Source organism: Acidovorax sp. A79 (genome assembly GCF_041154505.1).
Classification (GTDB): domain Bacteria; phylum Pseudomonadota; class Gammaproteobacteria; order Burkholderiales; family Burkholderiaceae_C; genus Acidovorax.
In genome coordinates, this window is the sequence record NZ_AP028672.1 from 4,366,390 (window position 1) to 4,385,418 (window position 19,029).

General features: G+C 62.7%; 18 protein-coding genes and 1 tRNA gene. 10 read left to right on the plus strand and 9 right to left on the minus strand.

What is annotated here, in order from left to right:
* Positions 1-54 precede the first annotated feature (54 nt).
* From secA to ACAM51_RS20065, 4 genes are all read left to right on the plus strand, one after another.
* Complete coding sequence (gene secA / locus ACAM51_RS20050; RefSeq protein WP_369641659.1) at positions 55-2,811, plus strand: preprotein translocase subunit SecA; 2,757 nt, start codon at positions 55-57, stop codon at positions 2,809-2,811.
* Positions 2,812-2,956: 145 nt separating this feature from the next.
* Positions 2,957-4,186 (plus strand): bifunctional glutamate N-acetyltransferase/amino-acid acetyltransferase ArgJ, encoded by a 1,230-nt coding sequence (gene argJ / locus ACAM51_RS20055; RefSeq protein WP_369641660.1) that lies wholly within the window; start codon positions 2,957-2,959, stop codon positions 4,184-4,186.
* Between the two features lie 55 nt (positions 4,187-4,241).
* On the plus strand, positions 4,242-5,114 hold the full coding sequence (locus tag ACAM51_RS20060; protein WP_218293468.1) for an ATP-binding protein: 873 nt from the start codon (positions 4,242-4,244) through the stop codon (positions 5,112-5,114).
* 91 nt (positions 5,115-5,205) lie between these two features.
* Entirely contained in the window at positions 5,206-5,571 is a 366-nt protein-coding gene (locus tag ACAM51_RS20065) for an NUDIX domain-containing protein (protein ID WP_369643863.1), read from the plus strand.
* Positions 5,572-5,661: 90 nt separating this feature from the next.
* Here ACAM51_RS20065 and ACAM51_RS20070 read toward each other — a convergent pair whose 3' ends face one another.
* From ACAM51_RS20070 to ACAM51_RS20105, 8 genes are all read right to left on the minus strand, one after another.
* A complete protein-coding gene (locus ACAM51_RS20070) occupies positions 5,662-5,889 on the minus strand; it encodes a DNA gyrase inhibitor YacG (RefSeq protein WP_218340322.1) in 228 nt (75 codons plus the stop codon).
* A 40-nt stretch (positions 5,890-5,929) separates the two neighbouring features.
* Positions 5,930-6,685 (minus strand): cell division protein ZapD, encoded by a 756-nt coding sequence (zapD, locus tag ACAM51_RS20075; protein WP_218340321.1) that lies wholly within the window; start codon positions 6,683-6,685, stop codon positions 5,930-5,932.
* Between the two features lie 85 nt (positions 6,686-6,770).
* Positions 6,771-7,391: a dephospho-CoA kinase gene (gene coaE, locus ACAM51_RS20080; RefSeq protein WP_369641661.1), complete on the minus strand. Its 621-nt coding sequence runs from the start codon at positions 7,389-7,391 to the stop codon at positions 6,771-6,773.
* A gap of 3 nt (positions 7,392-7,394) precedes the next feature.
* Entirely contained in the window at positions 7,395-8,273 is an 879-nt protein-coding gene (locus tag ACAM51_RS20085; RefSeq protein ID WP_369641662.1) for an A24 family peptidase, read from the minus strand.
* The gene (locus ACAM51_RS20090; RefSeq protein ID WP_369641663.1) at positions 8,273-9,493 is read right to left on the minus strand and encodes a type II secretion system F family protein; all 1,221 of its coding nucleotides are present in this window, start codon (positions 9,491-9,493) and stop codon (positions 8,273-8,275) included. Before ACAM51_RS20090 ends, ACAM51_RS20085 begins: the two co-directional genes overlap by 1 nt.
* Positions 9,494-9,511: 18 nt before the next feature.
* Positions 9,512-11,251, minus strand: a complete 1,740-nt coding sequence (gene pilB / locus ACAM51_RS20095) for a type IV-A pilus assembly ATPase PilB (protein ID WP_369641664.1) — start codon at positions 11,249-11,251, stop codon at positions 9,512-9,514.
* Positions 11,252-11,379: 128 nt separating this feature from the next.
* A tRNA-Pro gene (locus ACAM51_RS20100) sits at positions 11,380-11,456 on the minus strand.
* 41 nt (positions 11,457-11,497) lie between these two features.
* A complete protein-coding gene (locus tag ACAM51_RS20105; protein ID WP_218294407.1) occupies positions 11,498-12,427 on the minus strand; it encodes a polyprenyl synthetase family protein in 930 nt (309 codons plus the stop codon).
* Positions 12,428-12,653: 226 nt separating this feature from the next.
* Between ACAM51_RS20105 and rplU the strand changes: the two genes are divergently transcribed.
* The 4 genes from rplU to proB all read left to right on the plus strand — a co-directional run bounded on the left by rplU (position 12,654) and on the right by proB (position 15,715).
* Positions 12,654-12,965, plus strand: coding sequence for a 50S ribosomal protein L21 (gene rplU / locus ACAM51_RS20110; protein ID WP_010462012.1), 312 nt, complete (start codon positions 12,654-12,656; stop codon positions 12,963-12,965).
* A 15-nt stretch (positions 12,966-12,980) separates the two neighbouring features.
* Entirely contained in the window at positions 12,981-13,238 is a 258-nt protein-coding gene (gene rpmA / locus ACAM51_RS20115) for a 50S ribosomal protein L27 (RefSeq protein WP_008905145.1), read from the plus strand.
* Positions 13,239-13,409: 171 nt separating this feature from the next.
* Positions 13,410-14,480: an Obg family GTPase CgtA gene (gene cgtA, locus ACAM51_RS20120; protein ID WP_218293475.1), complete on the plus strand. Its 1,071-nt coding sequence runs from the start codon at positions 13,410-13,412 to the stop codon at positions 14,478-14,480.
* 92 nt (positions 14,481-14,572) lie between these two features.
* Entirely contained in the window at positions 14,573-15,715 is a 1,143-nt protein-coding gene (proB, locus tag ACAM51_RS20125) for a glutamate 5-kinase (protein ID WP_218293476.1), read from the plus strand.
* An 81-nt stretch (positions 15,716-15,796) separates the two neighbouring features.
* Here proB and ACAM51_RS20130 read toward each other — a convergent pair whose 3' ends face one another.
* On the minus strand, positions 15,797-16,465 hold the full coding sequence (locus ACAM51_RS20130) for an RNA pyrophosphohydrolase (RefSeq protein ID WP_218293477.1): 669 nt from the start codon (positions 16,463-16,465) through the stop codon (positions 15,797-15,799).
* A gap of 92 nt (positions 16,466-16,557) precedes the next feature.
* Between ACAM51_RS20130 and ACAM51_RS20135 the strand changes: the two genes are divergently transcribed.
* Both ACAM51_RS20135 and ACAM51_RS20140 read left to right on the plus strand, forming a co-directional pair.
* Positions 16,558-18,300: a proline--tRNA ligase gene (locus ACAM51_RS20135; protein ID WP_369641665.1), complete on the plus strand. Its 1,743-nt coding sequence runs from the start codon at positions 16,558-16,560 to the stop codon at positions 18,298-18,300.
* Positions 18,297-18,986, plus strand: coding sequence for a lytic transglycosylase domain-containing protein (locus tag ACAM51_RS20140; RefSeq protein ID WP_369641666.1), 690 nt, complete (start codon positions 18,297-18,299; stop codon positions 18,984-18,986). Before ACAM51_RS20135 ends, ACAM51_RS20140 begins: the two co-directional genes overlap by 4 nt.
* Positions 18,987-19,029 lie beyond the last annotated feature (43 nt).

Here is a 19,029-nt window from a genome sequence, read left to right on the forward strand (position 1 = left end):
AGGGATTTCGGTCGCTTGGCGCGCTGATTGCAGCGGGCAAGCGGTCCTGTTCGCATGGCCACCAACTTCCTCACCAAACTATTCGGCAGCCGCAATGACCGGCTCCTCAAGCAGTACCGCAAGACGGTGACCCGCATCAATGCGATGGAGCCCGACTACGAAAGGCTGTCGGACGAGCAGCTTCGTGCCAAGACGCAGGAGTTCAAGGACCGTGTGGCCAAGGGCGAGTCGCTGGACGATATCCTCCCGGAGGCTTTCGCGGTGGTCCGCGAGGGCTCCAAGCGCATCATGAAGATGCGCCACTTCGATGTGCAATTGCTGGGCGGCATGGCGCTGCACTTTGGCAAGATTTCCGAAATGCGCACGGGTGAGGGCAAGACCCTCACCGCGACCTTGCCGGTGTACCTCAATGCCTTGTCGGGCAAGGGCGTGCATGTGGTGACCGTGAACGACTACCTGGCCAACCGCGACGCGCAATGGATGGGCCGGCTGTACAACTTCCTGGGCCTCACGGTGGGCATCAACCTGCCCAACATGCCGCGCGAGCAAAAGCAGGAAGCCTACCGCGCCGACATCACCTACGGCACGAACAACGAATACGGCTTTGACTACCTGCGCGACAACATGGTCTATGAAGCACAGGACCGCGTGCAGCAGGGCCTGAACTTCGCCATCGTCGACGAGGTGGACTCGATCCTGATCGACGAGGCGCGCACGCCCCTGATCATCAGTGGCCAGGCCGAAGACCACACGGCCATGTATATCGCCATGAACAAGGTGGTGCCGCTGCTGGTGCGCCAGGAAGGCGAAGCCGATCCGCGCACGGGCGAGGGCGTGACCAAGCCGGGCGACTTCACGCTGGACGAAAAGACCCACCAGGTGTTCCTGACCGAGCAGGGTCACGAGAGCGCCGAGCGCATCCTGGCCAGCCACGGCCTGATCGCCGAGGGCGCCTCGGTGTACGACCCGGCCAACATCACGCTGATGCACCACCTGTATGCGGCGCTCCGGGCCAACCACCTGTACCACCGCGACCAGCACTACGTGGTGCAGAACGGCGAGATCGTGATCGTGGATGAGTTCACCGGCCGCCTGATGTCGGGCCGCCGCTGGAGCGAAGGCCTGCACCAGGCCGTCGAGGCCAAGGAAGGCGTGAACATCCAGGCCGAGAACCAGACGCTGGCCTCCATCACGTTCCAGAACTACTTCCGCCTGTACAACAAGCTCGCGGGCATGACCGGCACGGCCGACACCGAGGCCTACGAGTTCCAGGAGATCTACGGCCTGGAAACGACCGTGATCCCGCCGAACCGCCCGAGCCGCCGGGACGACCAGCTCGACCGCGTGTACAAGACCACGCGCGAGAAGTACGAAGCGGCCATCAAGGACATCCGCGAATGCCATGAGCGCGGCCAGCCGGTGCTGGTGGGCACCACGTCGATCGAGAACTCCGAGATCATCGACCAGCTCCTGAACAAGGAAGGCCTGCCGCACCAGGTGCTCAACGCCAAGCAGCACGCCCGTGAGGCCGATATCGTGGCCCAGGCCGGCCGCGAGGGCATGATCACCATCGCCACCAACATGGCGGGCCGTGGTACCGACATCGTGCTGGGCGGCAACATCGAAAAGGACGTGGCGGCCATCGAAGCCGATGAAAGCCTGTCCGAAGCCGACCGCGCCGCCAAGGTCAGCGCCTTGCGCGAGCAGTGGAAGATCGACCACGAGAAGGTCAAGGCACTGGGCGGCCTGCGCATCATCGCCACCGAGCGCCACGAATCACGCCGCATCGACAACCAGCTGCGTGGCCGCTCGGGCCGCCAGGGCGACCCTGGTTCCTCGCGCTTTTACCTGAGCCTGGACGATTCGCTGATGCGCATCTTCGCGGGCGACCGCGTCAAGGCGATCATGGACCGTCTGAAGATGCCCGATGGCGAGGCCATCGAGGCCGGCATCGTGACGCGCAGCATCGAATCGGCCCAGCGCAAGGTCGAGGCCCGCAACTTCGACATCCGCAAGCAATTGCTGGAATACGACGACGTGGCCAATGACCAGCGCAAGGTGATCTACCAGCAGCGCAATGACATCCTGGACGCATCCGACCTGTCGGACGTGATCGCCGCGATGCGCGAAGACTGCATGACCGACCTGGTGCGCCAGTACGTGCCGGCCGAGTCGGTGGAAGAACAATGGGACCTCGCGGCGCTGGAGAAGGCGCTGGTGGACGAATGGCAGGTGTCCATTGCCCTGCAGCAGCAGGTGCAGGGTGCCAGCGCCATCACCGACGACGAGATCCTGGACAAGGTTCTGGCGGCCGCCCATGCCTCCTTTGACGGCAAGGTGGAGCAGGTCGGGCGCGAGAACTTCACCCAGTTCGAGCGCATGGTGCTGCTGCAGAGCTTTGACTCCAACTGGCGCGACCATCTGAGCGCGCTGGACTACCTGCGCCAGGGCATCCACCTGCGCGGGTACGCGCAAAAGCAGCCCAAGCAGGAGTACAAGCGGGAGGCGTTCGAGCTGTTCCGCCAGCTGATCGACCAGGTCAAGAACGAGGTCACCAAGATCCTCATGACCGTGCAGGTGCAGTCGCAGGCCCAGCTCGACCAGGCTGCGCAGGACATGGAAAGCCGCGGCGAGAGCATTGCCAACGTAACCTATACCGCCCCCACCGAAACGGGGGAGGTGGAGACCACCGCGGGCGCGCAGCCCGGCGACGGCCTGAACCTGCCCGAAGGCATGCGCGTGGGCCGCAACGACCCCTGCCCTTGTGGCAGCGGCAAGAAGTACAAGCAGTGCCACGGCAAGCTGGCCTGAGGCCCCGGGGCACCGCCCCCGCGTGCAGGCGTTGAAACCACGCCTGTGGATTTACATGACACGGGCTTCGGCCCGTGTTTTCATTGGCAGGCCACGGTTTTCCGGATAATCGGCCGCAGTTTTTATCAGAAAGGCCCTGTCTCCCATGCCTGTCAATCTTGTCGCCCCCGTGGCCGCCGATCTGCACCCGATCGCCGGCGTCCGCATTGGTGTTGCCGAAGCCGGTGTTCGCAAGGCCCATCGCAAGGACCTCACCGTGTTCCTGCTGGACGAGGGCGCCAGCGTGGCGGGCGTGTTCACGCAGAACCGTTTTTGCGCCGCACCGGTGCAGATCAGCCGCGACCACCTTGCCGCCGGCCAGGCGATCCGTGCGATGGTGGTCAACACCGGCAATGCCAATGCGGGCACGGGAGCCGATGGCCTGGCGCGTGCTCGGGCCACTTGCGGCGCGCTCGCGCGCCAGCTCGGCGTGGCGCCCGAGCAGATCCTGCCGTTCTCCACCGGCGTGATCATGGAACCCCTGCCCAGCGACCGCATCGAGGCCGGCCTGCCCGCCGCGATTGCTGACGCGCAGTCCGGCCATTGGGCCCGTGCGGCGGAAGGCATCATGACCACCGACACGCTGCCCAAGGCGTTCTCCGCGCAGGTGCAGATTGGCGGCGCCACGGTGTCCATCACCGGCATCAGCAAGGGCGCCGGCATGATCCGGCCCAATATGGCCACCATGCTCGGCTTCATGGCCACGGACGCCTGTGTGGCCCCGGCCGTGATGCAGCAGCTGGCCCGCGAACTGGCCGATGGCTCTTTCAACCGGGTCACGATCGACGGCGACACATCGACCAACGACTCGTTCGTGGTGGTGGCCACCAACAAGGCCGCGCATGCGCCCATCGCTTCCCTGGCCAGCGCCGAGGGCCAGGCCCTGAAGGCAGCCATGCTGGCGGTGTCGCAAAAGCTCGCCCAGGCCATCGTGCGCGACGGCGAGGGAGCCACCAAGTTCATCACCGTCCGGGTGGAAGGTGGCAAGACGGGTGACGAATGCCGCAAGGTGGCGTACGCCATCGCCCATTCGCCCCTGGTCAAGACAGCGTTCTATGCCAGCGACCCGAACCTGGGCCGTATCCTCGCGGCCGTGGGGTATGCCGGTATCGATGATCTGGACCAGACCGGCATCGACCTGTACCTGGACGATGTGCATGTGGCGGTCAAGGGCGGCCGCAATCCGGCCTACCGCGAGGAGGATGGGCAGCGCGTGATGAAGCAAAGCGAGATCACCGTGCGTGTCCTGCTGGGCCGGGGCAGCGTGTCCGACACGGTGTGGACGTGTGATTTCAGCCACGAATACGTAACCATCAATGCGGACTACCGTTCGTGAGTGACTCCTGATTTGATAGCTGCTAGCGCTTTATTCACAAGCGCTGAAGGCGAAAATGAACGAAAAATTTGAACACCTGATCGAGCGGGCCGAGCAACTGATCGCCCGCATTGAATCCGTGCTGCCCCAGCCGCTGGGCGCGCCCGACTGGTCGGGCTCGATTGCCTGGCGCTACCGCAAGCGCAGCAGCGGCCACGGCACCCTGGAACCCGTGCGCCATGTCGCCGGCATGCAGCTGTCGGACCTCAAGGAAATCGACGGGCAGAAGGAGAGGATCGCGCGCAACACGGAGCAGTTCGTGCAGGGCAAGCCCGCCAACAACGTGCTGCTGACCGGCGCCCGCGGCACCGGCAAGTCCTCGCTCATCAAGGCCTGCCTCAATGCCTATGCGGGGCGGGGCCTGCGCCTGATCGAAGTGGACAAGGCCGACCTTGTCGACCTGCCCGACATCGTGGACGTGGTGTCCGACCGGCCAGAGAAATTCGTCGTGTTCTGCGATGACCTGAGCTTTGAGGAGGGCGAGCCGGGCTACAAGGCCCTGAAGTCGATCCTCGACGGTTCGGTGGCGGCGGCCACGCCGAATGTGCTGATCTATGCGACGAGCAACCGGCGCCACCTGCTGCCTGAGTACATGGCGGAAAACCTCACCTACACCCACACCGAGGATGGCGAAGTGCACCCCGGCGAAGTGGTGGAAGAGAAGATTTCGCTGTCGGAGCGGTTCGGCCTGTGGGTGAGCTTCTACCCCTTCAGCCAGGAGGAGTACCTGACCATCGTGGCCCAATGGCTGTCCTCCCTGGGGGTGTCCGGGGCCGCGATCACGGCCGCGCGGCCCGAGGCACTCGTCTGGGCGCTGGAGCGCGGCTCGCGCAGCGGCCGCGTGGCCTACCAGTTCGCGCGCGACTATGCGGGACGGCACAGTGGCTGATTCCGCAACCACGCCCCTGGTTCCCGCCCCGCAAGCCAGCCGAAAGCACACGGAGGTCGCGGTGGGCATCCTGCTGCGCGCCGATGGCGCCATGCTGTTGTCCACCCGCCCGCCGGGCAAGCCCTATGCCGGGTACTGGGAGTTCCCGGGCGGCAAGCTGGAGGCGGGCGAAACCGTGGAGCAGGCACTGCGCCGCGAATTGATCGAGGAGCTGGGCGTGACCATTGGGGCGGCCAGCGTATGGAAAGTCACCGAGCACGACTACCCGCATGCCCTGGTGCGCCTGCACTGGTGCAAGGTGTGGGAATGGTCGGGACAGTTCGAGATGCGTGAAGGGCAGGCCATGCAATGGCAGCAGATTCCGCTGACGGTATCGCCTGTCTTGCCAGGTGCCTACCCGGTGCTGCAGTGGCTTGCGCAGGAGCGGGGCGTGGAGTTTTCGCCACCACCTCCGTAGACCGCTATTGAATTAATAGCTATTTGCGCTTGCAGATAGGGCGCTGGGCGGCGATTTCCCTGAAGATGCGGGCTGGCCTGCCAGCCGGGGTCAGTGTTGCTGGCGTGGATCGCCGTACTGCGCATCGGTGGGCGGGGCCTCTGCGGGCATCCGGAAATCCTCGCTTGCCCAGGCACCGAGGTCGACCTGCTTGCAGCGCTCGCTGCAGAACGGGCGGTAGGCATTGGCAGGGCTGTAGACGCTGTCTCCACCGCAGGTGGGGCAGGTCACGGTGCGGGCGGCGGTTGCCGCATCGGGGCGGGGGGCGGGAGCGGCCATGTCTCGTCGTCGTCCTCAAATCACGACCCAGCGCCGAGCCTCAGGCGCACAGGGTCAGTTCAAACGCAGCGTCCTCGCTGCAGGCGTGCAGGCGTCCATCGCCCTCCAGCCGCATGAGCCGCACCGAGACGATGAGGCGGTTGCCGCTGATTTCGGGAATCAGGTCCAGGGCGGGATCGATGCGCAGGCGCAGCAACTGGAACGTGCGGCCCTGCGGCAGATTCTGCTGGAACTGGCCTCGCTCGGCAGCCACCTTCTGGGGCACGCCGGAATCGCGCAGCAGCTTGAGCAGCACGTAGATGGATTCAGCGAGGGGGGCCAGTGTGGACGCCCATTCCTCGAGCGCCTGCTGCCGCACGGCGGGCGCATGGTGCTGCCATGCGTAGTAGGCGGGCAGGTCAAAGCCGCAGGTACCCCCTGGAATGCCGACCCGGCTGCGGATGCTCATCAGCCAGTCGTTTTCCGTGAGCGAGTGGCCCGACTTGCCGGACTGGGTATTGAGCGCGGTGAAACAGCGGTCCAGCTGGGCGATGATCGCATCCAGCGCCGCTTCGGAGATCGAGGGATTGCCCCGGTAGCTGTCGAGCTGGTGCTTGTGCTTCTCGATGTCCTTGAGCACGTCCGACTTCAGGTCGGCCCGCGCTGCGACGTCCATGATCTCGAAGATCGTGACCAGCGCGAAGTGATGATCGAGCGCGTGGGAGCGGGGTATCAATTCCCCCAACCGGCGAAACAACTGCTCAAGCCGCAGATAGGTTCTGAGACGCTCGTTAAAGGGATATTCGTAAAGGATCACGCTGGCGGGTTCCTGGAGGCTCAGGGGGTATTCTGACGCCGGTGGCGCACGGCATGGAGTGAAAGCACAAACGGTTTCGTTCGCATCATAGCCCGAACAGCGCCGCTGCCTGCCGGGTTTGCGCGTGCAGGTTCTCCAGCGTGCAATCCCTGCCATTGGCAATCACGGCATCTGCGACGGCCCGCCGGGCCGGGCGGCTGGCTTGCGACGCAATGATGCCCAGCACCACCTCTCGCGTCAGGCCGTTGCGCTGCATGACGCGTTCGATCTGGGTTTCAGCAGAGCAATCGACCACCAGCACCGCGTCCAGCCTGCGGGCCCAACGACCGGATTCCGCCAGCAGCGGAATATCGAACACGATCAGCGCATGGCCCTCGTGCGCCGCCTGCTCGGCCTTCAAATTGCCGTGAAGGGTGACGAGCGGGTGCACGATCCCTTCGAGCTGGGCCCGTGCCTCCGGCCGGCTGAAGGCCAGTGCACGCATGCGGCCCCGGTCCAGCGCCCCGGTGGTATCCACGAAGTCGCTGCCGAAAGTCGCGCGGATGGCCTCCATGGCCGCTCCGTGCGGGCCTGTGACCTCGCGGGCGATCTGGTCCGCGTCGATCAGGCTGGCGCCCAGAGAGGCCAGCACATGGCCCACCGTGCTCTTGCCGCTGCCAATGCCACCAGTCAGGCCCAGACGCAAGGGATGCTTGCGTGGATTCATCGTTCAAAGGCTCAGGAGTTTCAGCACCGTGTCCAGAATGGCGTGGGGCCCGAACACCATCGCCGTGAATCCCGCCCCGACAAGAAAGGGGCCGAAGGGGATGTAGCCGCCTTCACGCAGGCTGCTGAAGATTTTCATCGCGATGCCGATGACGGCGCCGATCACCGAGGACATCAGAATGATGGGTACGAGGGCCTGCCAGCCGAACCAGGCCCCCAGCGCGGCAAACAGCTTGAAATCCCCATACCCCATGCCTTCCTTGCCGGTGGCGAGCTTGAACCCCCAGTAGACCAGCCAAAGCGAAAGATAGCCCGCCACGGCGCCGAACACCGAGGCGTGCAGCGGTACTGCGATCCACTGCAGGGCAGACGACAAAAGGCCGGCCCACAGCAGCGGCAGGGTGATGTCGTCGGGCAGGAGGGTGGTGTCCCAGTCGATGAATGCCAGTGCCACCAGGGCCGCCGAGAAACCACACCATGCAATCCCCGTGGCCGTGACACCCCAGCGCTGGATGCAAAAGAAGAACAGGGCACCGGTCGCCATCTCGATCAGAGGGTATCGGACCGAGATCCGCGCCTTGCAGGCCGAGCAACGGCCCCGTAGAAAGAGATAGCTGACGACAGGAATGTTCTCGTACCACTGCACCAAGTGCCCGCAAGACGGGCAGCGAGAGCGGGGGACCATGAGATTGAACCGTTCTGGCTCGGGATGCGCCGGGCTGGTATCAGCTTGTGCGGCCGGTGCCTGCATCGCCTGAACCTCTTCAGTCCACCGGCGCTCCATCATCTTGGGCAGCCGGTAAATGACCACATTGAGAAAACTGCCGATCAGAAGTCCCAATACCGCACCCCAACTCGCATTCCACCAAGTCTCCATCTCCATCACACGACTTGGCCAAGCTTGAAGATGGGGAGGTACATCGAGACCACGATCCCGCCAATCAACGTTCCCAGGAAGACAATGATGATGGGTTCCATGAGGCTCGACAGGCCTGCCACCATTTCATCCACTTCTGCCTCGTAAAAATCGGCAGCCTTGCCCAGCATATGGTCGATGGAGCCGGATTCCTCACCAATGGCACACATCTGAAGCACCATGGACGGGAAAATATTGGCATTGCCCATGGCTGCGGTAAGGCTCGTGCCGGTGGAGACTTCCTGTTGGATTTTTTCGGTCGCAAGAAGATAGACGGAATTACCGGATGCGCCGCCAACAGAGTCCAGTGCTTCCACCAAGGGTACTCCAGCGGCAAACATGGTAGCCAATGTGCGTGTCCAGCGCGCAACACAGGATTTTTCTATCAAAACACCAAAGATCGGTATTTTCAACAGAATCCGATCCATGAACATCTGTACTTTTTCACTTCGTCTCCATGCCTGCATGAAGAAGTAGAAACCACCGCCAATCACGCCAAATATTAACCACCACCACTTCACGAAAACTTCACTGATTGCCATCACAAGCAAAGTAGGTGCGGGCAAGTCCGCACCAAAAGAAGTAAATACTTCCTTGAATGCGGGAATCACAAAAATCATGATTACCGTTACAACTACAAATGCTACAATAACCACAGAAATTGGATACATCAAAGCAGATTTGATTTTTGACTTGATGGCCTCTGTTTTCTCCATGTAGGTGGCCAGTCTATCAAGCAGTGCTTCTAAAATACCTGCCGCTTCCCCTGCCTCCACTAGATTGCAGTAGAGGCTATTAAAGTACATTGGATGCTTGCGGAACGCCGCATTCAGCGATGTGCCTGTTTCCACATCAGAGCGGATGTCATTCAGCAGTTTGGTAACGCTCGCATTGGTATTGCCTCGCCCCACAATATCAAATGATTGGAGGAGAGGCACCCCAGCTTTCATCATGGTTGCAAGCTGTCGTGTGAACAAAGCAATGTCCTTGGGCTTGATCTTCTTGCCCGACCGCATGCGCCTTTTCTTGATCTTCGTCGGGAAAACACCCTGGCGGCGCAGGGTGGCTTGCACTTGGTTTTCCCCGGAAGCGCGCACCTCGCCGCGCACGATTTTCCCGTGTCGGTCCTTGCCTTCCCATTCGAAAACAAATTCCTTGATATCCCGTGATGATGCAGCAGTTGCCATGCTGGTCCCTCTAGCTCGTTATTCGTTGGTGACGGCAAGCACTTCTTCCAGCGAAGTGAAACCCAATCTTGCTTTGTGCAGGCCAGATTCGCGCAGTGAGCGAACACCTTCCGCGCGTGCCTGCTCGGCGATTTCAAGCGCGCTTCCATCTCGTAATATGATGCGCTGGATGTCTTCCGAGATTGGCATCACCTGGTATATGCCGACCCGGCCCTTGTAGCCGTTGTTGCAGGCGGAGCAGCCTACAGGACGGTAGGTCACCCAGCTTCCGTCGATGTCCTCCTCCCTGTATCCCGCTTCGAGAAGGGATTCGTGTGGTATATCGGCGGGCACCTTGCACACAGGGCACAGCCTGCGCGCAAGGCGTTGCGCGGTAATAAGAATCACGCTGGACGCGATATTGAATGGGGCAATCCCCATATTGCGCATCCGGGTCAGGGTCGTGGGGGCATCGTTGGTGTGCAGGGTCGACAAAACCAGGTGACCCGTCTGCGCTGCCTTGATGGAAATATCTGCGGTCTCCAGATCGCGAATTTCACCAACCATGATGATGTCGGGATCCTGCCGCAGAAAGGATTTCAGGGCCACGGCAAAAGTCAACCCCGCTTTTTCATTGACGTTGACCTGATTAACCCCGGGCAGGTTGATTTCCGAAGGGTCTTCCGCGGTGGCAATGTTCACGCCTGGCTTGTTCAGCAGGTTCAGGCAGGTATATAGCGACACGGTTTTGCCGGACCCCGTCGGGCCCGTGACCAGAATCATCCCATAGGGGCGCCCTATGGCCTCCAGCAGCCGCTCTTTTTCCTGAGGTTCGTAGCCCAACGCATCGATCCCAAGCTTGGCGCTGCTCGGGTCCAGGATACGGATAACGATTTTTTCCCCAAACAGGGTGGGGAGGGTACTTACACGAAAATCGATCACCCTGTCCGGGCCCACCTTCAATTTCATGCGTCCGTCTTGCGGGACTCGCTTTTCAGAAATATCCAGCCGGGAGATCACCTTGATGCGGGATGCGAGTTTGTCCTTGATAGCAATGGGCGGGGATGCGATTTCCCGGAGTTCTCCATCGATCCGGAATCTGACCCGATACTGGTGTTCGTAGGGTTCAAAATGCAGGTCCGAGGCCCGCATATTGAATGCGTCAAGCAGCATCTTGTGCAGGAACTTGACGATGGGTGCATCTTCCACATCGCCGGCACCGGTATCGTTGTTGTCGGGTGCTTCTTCGATGGCTACATCGTCGAAATCAAAGTCGCCTCCACCGCTCACCAGGGTGTCCATCGACTCACTGGTTGATTTTGTGGTGGATTCTACCAGTCGGCTGAGCTTGTCATATTCAGCGATAATCCAATCCACCCCCATCTGGGTCGTGAATTTGATTTTCTCGGCAGCTTCCTGGTCGGTGGGATCGGCGGTCGCGACGATCAGACGATTATTGCGTTTGCTGAGGACAACGACCCGATACGCCTGACATATTTTGGGATCGAGAAGCTCTTTGGGCAGTCGAAGCGGATCAATCGCTTCCAGATCCAGCAAGGGCGCACCAAACACGGCTGAAACGGTGTGCGCCAAATCGGCAGCCGACACGGCACCAGATCCCGTCAATTCCGCAATAAAACTGGTGCGGCTGATCTGTGATTTTTTGTAAATGTCCTCTGCCGACTTTTGGGTCAACTTGCCGGCGGACATCAACGCCCTGCCCAATCCGGGAAGGGCCACTGCAGAGGCTTCTTTGGGGGCAGTATCAACAGCGGCCATGTAACCGGTAATGTGTTAGGTGTGGAAAAGAATCCATCCTATCATCACCGATCAGCCACAAGCTGTACAGCCGTCGATATTGGCAACAGCACCACAGAATCGGCGCTTTTGTTGAAAATGCGGTCTTGTGGTCGGGGTGAGAGGATTCGAACCTCCGGCCTCTACGTCCCGAACGTAGCGCTCTACCAGGCTAAGCTACACCCCGTTGTGTGCAATTGCACTCGAAAGTGGATGCAATGGGGCATCTCAGTTGCGTCGTGCAAGCAATTGTGCGGCCAATTCTAGCAAACCTGCTGAATAGGCATTGGCGGGTAATTGCTCGGCCGCCGCCATGGCGCGGCGGGCCTCGCCGAAGGCCGCTGCCCGGGTGATGTCCAGTGCGCCGGTGTCGCGGACAATCTGCACGATCTCGGCCAATTGGTCGGTGGAGCCCTGTTCAATGGCGTGGCGCACTGTCTGCGCCTGGCTCTGCGTTCCGCGTTCCATGGCGGCGATCAGGGGCAGGGTGGACTTGCCTTCCCGAAGATCGTCTCCCAGATTTTTACCCATTTCCACTGCGTCGCCGTCGTAGTCGAGAACGTCGTCAATGATCTGGAAGGCGGTTCCCAGTGCCTGCCCGTAGGTTGCGCAGGCCTCTTCGACATCGGGCGGACTGCCCGCCAGCACTGCGCCGAGGCGGGCGCTGGCTTCAAACAGCTTGGCGGTCTTGGACCGGATGACACGCAGGTAGCCCGCTTCGTCCAGCGATGCATCGTGCATGTTCATGAGCTGCAGCACTTCCCCCTCGGCGATCACATTGGTGGCTTCCGAGAGTATTTCCATGATGCGCATGCTGCCCGCCTCGACCATCATCTGGAAGGAGCGGGTGTGCAGGAAATCGCCGACGAGCACGCTGGCAGGATTGCCAAAAGTTTCGTTGGCAGTGGGGCGGCCGCGGCGCAGGGTGGAGGCATCCACGACATCGTCGTGCAGCAGGGTGGCGGTGTGGATCAGCTCCACGACGGCCGCGAGACTGTGGCGCTGCGCGCCTCGGTAGTCCAGGGCTCCGCACACCATGAGCAAAAGCGCGGGCCGCAGGCGCTTGCCGCCGGCGGCAATGATGTATTGGGATATCTGCGCGACCAGGGGAACGCTGGAAGTCAGGCGCTGACCGATGACCTTGTCGACCTCGTGCATGTCTTGTGCAACGAGCAGGAGGGGCGATGCGGCGGGGGCGGTGTGGTCAGTCAAGATGGTGGTCGCAGAAAGAGACCGGATTATAGGAAGCCCTGAAGGCGCCCCGGCGCGTTGCGCGAGGCTGCCGCTCGGCCGGCATGCGGGGGGCTGGCGCTGCTCGGATCGATGCGCTATACTCTTGGGCTCTGCGGAAATTCGTCTGCAGAACTCATATCAAGAGGTCAACATGTACGCGGTCATAAAAACCGGCGGCAAGCAGTATCGCGTTGCTTCCGGCGAAAAAATTAAAGTAGAACAGATTGCTGCGGACGTAGGCCAGGAAATTGTGATCGATCAGGTTTTGGCAGTCGGCAACGGCGCTGAACTCAAGATCGGTACGCCCCTGGTGTCCGGCGCAACCGTGAAAGCCACTGTCGTGGCCCACGGCAAGCACGACAAGGTGCACATCTTCAAGATGCGCCGTCGCAAGCACTATCAAAAACGCCAAGGCCATCGCCAGCAGTTCACTGAGCTGCAAATCGGTGCGATTGCTGCTTAATCGAAGGAGCTAGTCATGGCACAGAAAAAAGGCGGCGGCTCTACGCGAAACGGGCGCGACTCCAAGCCAAAGATGCTGGGTGTCAAGGCGTTCGGTGGTGAACTGATCAGCGCTGGCTCGATCATCGTGCGCCAACGCGGCACGCGTTTCCACCCCGGCAACAATGTCGGCGTGGGCAAGGATCACACCTTGTTCGCCCTGGTGGACGGCCACGTGTCGTTCGGCACCAAGGGTGCGTTGTCCAAGTCCACGGTCAATGTGACTCCTGCCTGAGGTTCATCCTCCGGTAGCCATCGAAGCCCCGCTTTGCCGGGGCTTTGTTGTTTGGTCTGTACGATGGCGCGTTCAAGCCATTCGCAGACAGCGCCTCCGAGGCGTTCCGCTGCCCCGACCTGCCGGGTAACCTGCCGTCGGTGCCGCGCCCTTTTGTAAACTGGATATCCCATGAAGTTCGTCGATGAAGCCTTTATTGACATTGCCGCAGGCGATGGTGGCAATGGCTGCGTGTCTTTCCGGCATGAAAAGTACAAGGAGTTCGGCGGTCCCAACGGGGGCGACGGTGGGCGCGGCGGGCATGTGTTCGCGGTGGCGGATCCGAATCTGAACACCCTGGTGGATTTTCGCTACTCTCGGCGCCACGAGGCCAAGCGCGGGGAGCATGGCATGGGATCGGACATGTTCGGTGCCGCTGGCACCGACATCACCCTCAAGATGCCCGTGGGCACCATCATCACCGACGCTGAAACAGGCGAAGTGCTGTACGAGCTGCTCAACCCGGGCGAGGTCATCACCATCGCCAAGGGCGGGGATGGTGGTTTTGGCAACATGCGCTTCAAGAGCGCCATCAACCGCGCGCCCCGCCAGAAGACACCGGGCTGGCCCGGCGAGAAGAAGAACCTGAAACTGGAACTGAAGGTGCTGGCCGACGTGGGCCTTCTGGGCATGCCCAATGCGGGCAAATCGACCTTCATCACGGCGGTGTCCAACGCCCGCCCCAAGATCGCGGACTACCCGTTCACCACGCTGCACCCCAACCTGGGCGTCGTGCGCGTGGGCCCTGAGCAGAGTTTTGTGGTGGCCGATATTCCCGGGCTGATCGAAGGCGCTTCGGAAGGTGCGGGCCTCGGGCACCAGTTCCTGCGCCACCTGCAGCGCACCCGCCTGCTGCTGCACATTGTCGATCTGGCGCCCTTCGATGATGCGGTGGATCCTGTGGCCCAGGCCAAGGCCATCGTGAACGAGCTCAAGAAATACGACCAGCAGCTGTACAACAAGCCGCGCTGGCTGGTGTTGAACAAGCTGGACATGGTGCCCACCGAAGAGCGGGAAACGCGGGTGAAGGACTTCGTCAAGCGCTTCAAGTGGAAAGGGCCCGTCTTCGAGATTTCTGCCCTCACGCGCGAAGGCTGCGAGCCGCTGATCCATGCCATCTTCCGCCACGTGCAGTCCGAGCAGCGGGTGGAGAACGAGCCGGTGGAGGTGGATCCCCGCTTTGCCGGAGATGCTCCGGCCTGATCCGCCGCAAAGCCTTTCTGGTTTGAGCGCTATATTTTTAATAGCTATCGGCGCTTGATGGACAGGCGCTAGTGGCCAAAAACACTAAAAAAATGGTTTCCAGCGTATTGCGTGATGCCCGCCGCATCGTGGTCAAGGTGGGTTCCAGTCTTGTGACCAATGAGGGGCGTGGCCTCGACGAAACCGCCATTGGTGAATGGAGCCGCCAGCTGGCGGCCCTGGTGCGTGGCGACGGCGGCGTACCCCGCGAGGTCGTGATGGTGTCCAGTGGTGCCATTGCCGAAGGCATGAAGCGCCTGGGCTGGACCACGCGGCCGCACGAAGTCCACGAGTTGCAGGCCGCTGCCGCCGTCGGACAGATGGGACTGGCGCAGATGTACGAAACCAAACTGCGCGAGCAGGGCATGGGCAGCGCGCAGGTGTTGCTCACCCATGCGGACCTGGCTGACCGCGAGCGCTACCTGAACGCGCGCTCGACCTTGCTCACGCTGCTGCGCCTTGGCGTGGTGCCGGTGATCAATGAGAACGACACCGTCGTGAACGACGAGATCAAGTTCGGCGACAACGACACGCTAGGTGCCCTGGTGGCCAATCTGGTGGAGGCCGATGCGCTGATCATCCTGACCGACCAGAAGGGGCTGTACACGGCCGATCCGCGCCGTGATGCATCGGCGCAGTTTGTCCACGAAGCCAAGGCGGGCGACCCGGCACTGGAGGCCATGGCCGGCGGCGCGGGTTCCAGCATCGGCAAGGGCGGCATGATCACCAAGATCCTGGCGGCCAAACGGGCTGCCGGCTCGGGGGCGTCCACCGTGATTGCCTGGGGGCGTGAATCCGACGTACTGGTCCGCCTCGTGCGGGGCGAGGCGCTGGGCACCTTGCTCGTGGCCCAGACGCAGAAGAAGCAGGCCCGCAAGCAGTGGATGGCCGACCACCTGCAACTGCGGGGTTCGGTGGTGGTGGACGCCGGGGCGGCCGCCAAGGTGCGGGATGAAGGCAAGAGCCTGCTTCCCATCGGGATGACGGCGGTGGAGGGCGACTTCTCCCGTGGTGACGTGATTGCCGTGCGCGACGCCTCCGGCGCTGAAATTGCCCGCGGCCTGGCCAACTATGCGGCGGCCGAGGCGCGGATGCTGTGCCGCAAGCCCTCGACGGAGTTCGAAAGGCTGCTGGGGTATGTTGCGGAGCCGGAGATGGTGCACCGCGACAATCTGGTGCTGGCTGCCACCAGCTGATGGCCAAGTCCCAGGCCACTCGCACGCAGTCAAACGCCTGCTCTGTGCAGGCGTTTTTCATGGTGGCTGGCCACTGAAGGGCTAGCGCGGCGTGGTGACCGTGGGCAGGCCGTCCAGCTCCCCCGGCACACTGTTCTGCGGGTCGGGATCGAAGCTGGCGCCCGGAGGGAGCTCCATTCCCGGATTGATCAGCATGGACCCGGTCCGGAACATCGTGCCCGCGTGCTCCCCTTCGCGCGTGCGCATGCCGCTGCGCAGGTAGCGGTTGCGCTGCTCGTGGCGGGGCAGGTAGCGCGCCAGTTCCGTGAGGGCCATCTCATAGACGCCTCGCTTGAATTCGACCACCACGTCCAGAGGAACCCAGTAGTCGTTCCAGCGCCAGGCGTCGAATTCCGGGTGGTTGGTGGCACGGAGGTTCAGGTCCCAGTCGTGGCCCACCAGTTGAAGCAGATACCAGATTTGTTTCTGGCCTTTGTAGTGTCCGCGTGCATCGCGGCGGATGTACCGGTCAGGCACCTCATAGCGCAACCAGTCCCGGGTGCGGGCCACCACGCGCACGTGGTTGGGCAATAATCCCACTTCTTCATGCAGTTCACGGAACATGGCCTGTTCGGGGGTTTCACCCCGGTCAATGCCGCCTTGCGGGAACTGCCAGCTGTGGGTGCGTATGCGCTTGCCCCAGAACACCTGGTTTTTCTGGTTGAGCAGGATGATGCCGACGTTCGGCCGAAAGCCGTCCCGGTCAAGCATAATCAAACCCCAAATTTTTAAACTATGTCCATTATGCACGGCGCCTAGCGTGCAGCAAGTGGGCTGCCCCGTTCTGCCCGAAATCGATTCCGATGAAAGCCTCCCAATTCTTTATTTCCACCCTCAAGGAAGCTCCGGCGGATGCCGAAGTGGTCAGCCACAAACTCATGACGCGGGCGGGGCTGATCAAGAAGCTGGGCGCTGGCATCTACAACTACATGCCCATGGGGCTGCGGGTGATCCGCAAGGTCGAGGCCATCGTGCGCGAGGAGATGAACCGCGCGGGGGCCGTGGAGCTGACCATGCCCGTGGTGCAGCCGGCCGAGCTGTGGCAGGAAACGGGCCGTTTCGACAAGATGGGCCCCGAGTTGCTGCGCATCCAGGACCGCCATGGCCGCGATTTCGTGGTGCAGCCCACCAGCGAGGAAGTGATCACTGACATCGCGCGCCAGGAGCTCAAGAGCTACAAGCAGCTGCCCAAGAACTTCTACCAGATCCAGACCAAGTTCCGCGATGAGCGCCGCCCACGCTTTGGCCTCATGCGCGGGCGTGAATTCGTCATGAAGGACGCCTACAGCTTCGACCGCGACCAGGGGGCCGCCAAGGCCAGCTACCAGGTCATGGCACAGGCCTATCGCCGCATTTTTGACCGCTTTGGCCTGACCTACCGCGCCGTGGCGGCCGACAGCGGCGCCATCGGTGGCGACCTCTCCGAAGAGTTCCAGGTGATCGCCGCCACCGGCGAGGACGCCATCGTCTACTGCCCGGCGAGCGACTACGCCGCCAACATGGAAAAGGCCGAAGCCCTGGCCCCCGCCGGTCCACGCGGCGCTGCCACGCGGGCGCTGACCAAGACGGCCACGCCGGGCAAGAGCACCTGCGCCGACGTGGCAGAGCTGCTTGGCGTGCCACTGGCGACCACCGTGAAGTCGCTGGTCCTGGCCACGGACGAAACCAATGAGGCGGGCGAGATCGTCAAGACCCAGGTCTGGCTGCTGCTGCTGCGCGGCGATCACGACATGAACGAGATCAAGGTGGCCAAGGTGCCGGGCATGGCGGGTTTCCGCTTTGCCACGCTCTCCGAAATCGAGGATCACTTTGGCTGCAAGCCCGGCTACCTGGGCCCCATCGGCCTGAAGAAGCCCCTCAAGATCGTGGTGGACCGCGAGGTGGCCGTCATGGCCGACTGGATCTGCGGCGCCAACGAGCCCGATTTCCACATCACCGGCGTCAACTGGGGCCGCGACCTGCCCGAGTCCGATGCCGTGGCCGACCTGCGCAACGTGGTGGCGGGCGACCGCTCGCCGGACGGCAAGGGCGAACTGGCCATCGAGCGCGGCATCGAGGTGGGCCATGTGTTCTATCTGGGCACCAAGTACAGCAAGGACATGAACGCCACCTTCCTGGGTGACGACGGCAAGCCGGCCTTCTTCGAGATGGGCTGCTATGGCATCGGCGTCACGCGCCTGCCCGCCGCCGCCATCGAGCAGAACCATGACGAGCGCGGCATCATCTGGCCCGACGCCATTGCTCCGTTCACCGTGGTCGTGTGCCCCGTCGGCATGGACCGCAGCGAGGCCGTCAAGGCCACGGCCGAATCGCTGTATGCGGACCTGCTGGCCGCGGGCGTGGACGTGATCCTGGACGACCGTGGCGAGCGCCCTGGCGCCATGTTCGCCGATTGGGAGCTGATCGGCGTGCCGCACCGCGTGACCATCGGCGACAAGAGCCTCAAGGAGGGCGTGGTCGAATACCAGCATCGCCGTGACACGGCGGCCACCAAGGTGCCCACGGCAGACATCCTGGCCCACGTGAAGGGCCGCATGGCGGTATGAGCGAGGCGCGGCTGGCTTTGGCGGTAGGGGGGACGCCCGAGGGCGGCGGCCTGTCCCGCCGTGCATGCCTGGCCGCCCTGTCCGCCCCCGCGGCGTGGCTGGCGGCCCCTGCAGCGGCGCATGCGGGCGGCCAGCTCGAAGAGCCTCTGATGGACTCCGTGCGCACGGCGCTGAGCTCGGCCATTGCCAACCAGGCCCCGCCCGAACCCGAGTTCTTCACCACCGAGGCCCGCATCCACTACCTGCGCTGGCTGGGCACCATGAGCGACCGGCTGCGCCGCCGCAAACCCGAGTGGGAGATCCGGCGCGACTTCCTGCAGACCGCCTGGTACGAATCCAAGCGCGCCGGGCTCGATGTCTCCCTGGTCCTGGGGCTGATCCAGGTCGAAAGCGCCTTCCGCAAGTTTGCCGTCTCCAGCGTGGGCGCTCGCGGCTACATGCAGGTCATGCCGTTCTGGACGCGCGTGATCGGCGACGGCGATGCGGGCAAGCTGTTCCATCTGCAGACCAATCTGCGCTTTGGCTGCGTGATCCTTCGCCACTACATCGACCGGGAGCGGGGTGACCTGTTCATGGCGCTGGGCCGCTACAACGGCAGCCGTGGGCGCTCGCCCTACCCGGATGCGGTGTTTGGCGCCCAGCGCAACTGGCTGTTTGGCGAGAAGCCTCAGCTGCCCGCAGCCTGAAGCGGCCCCCTGCGGCGCCCGGCCTTGGTGCCGACGCAGCCCG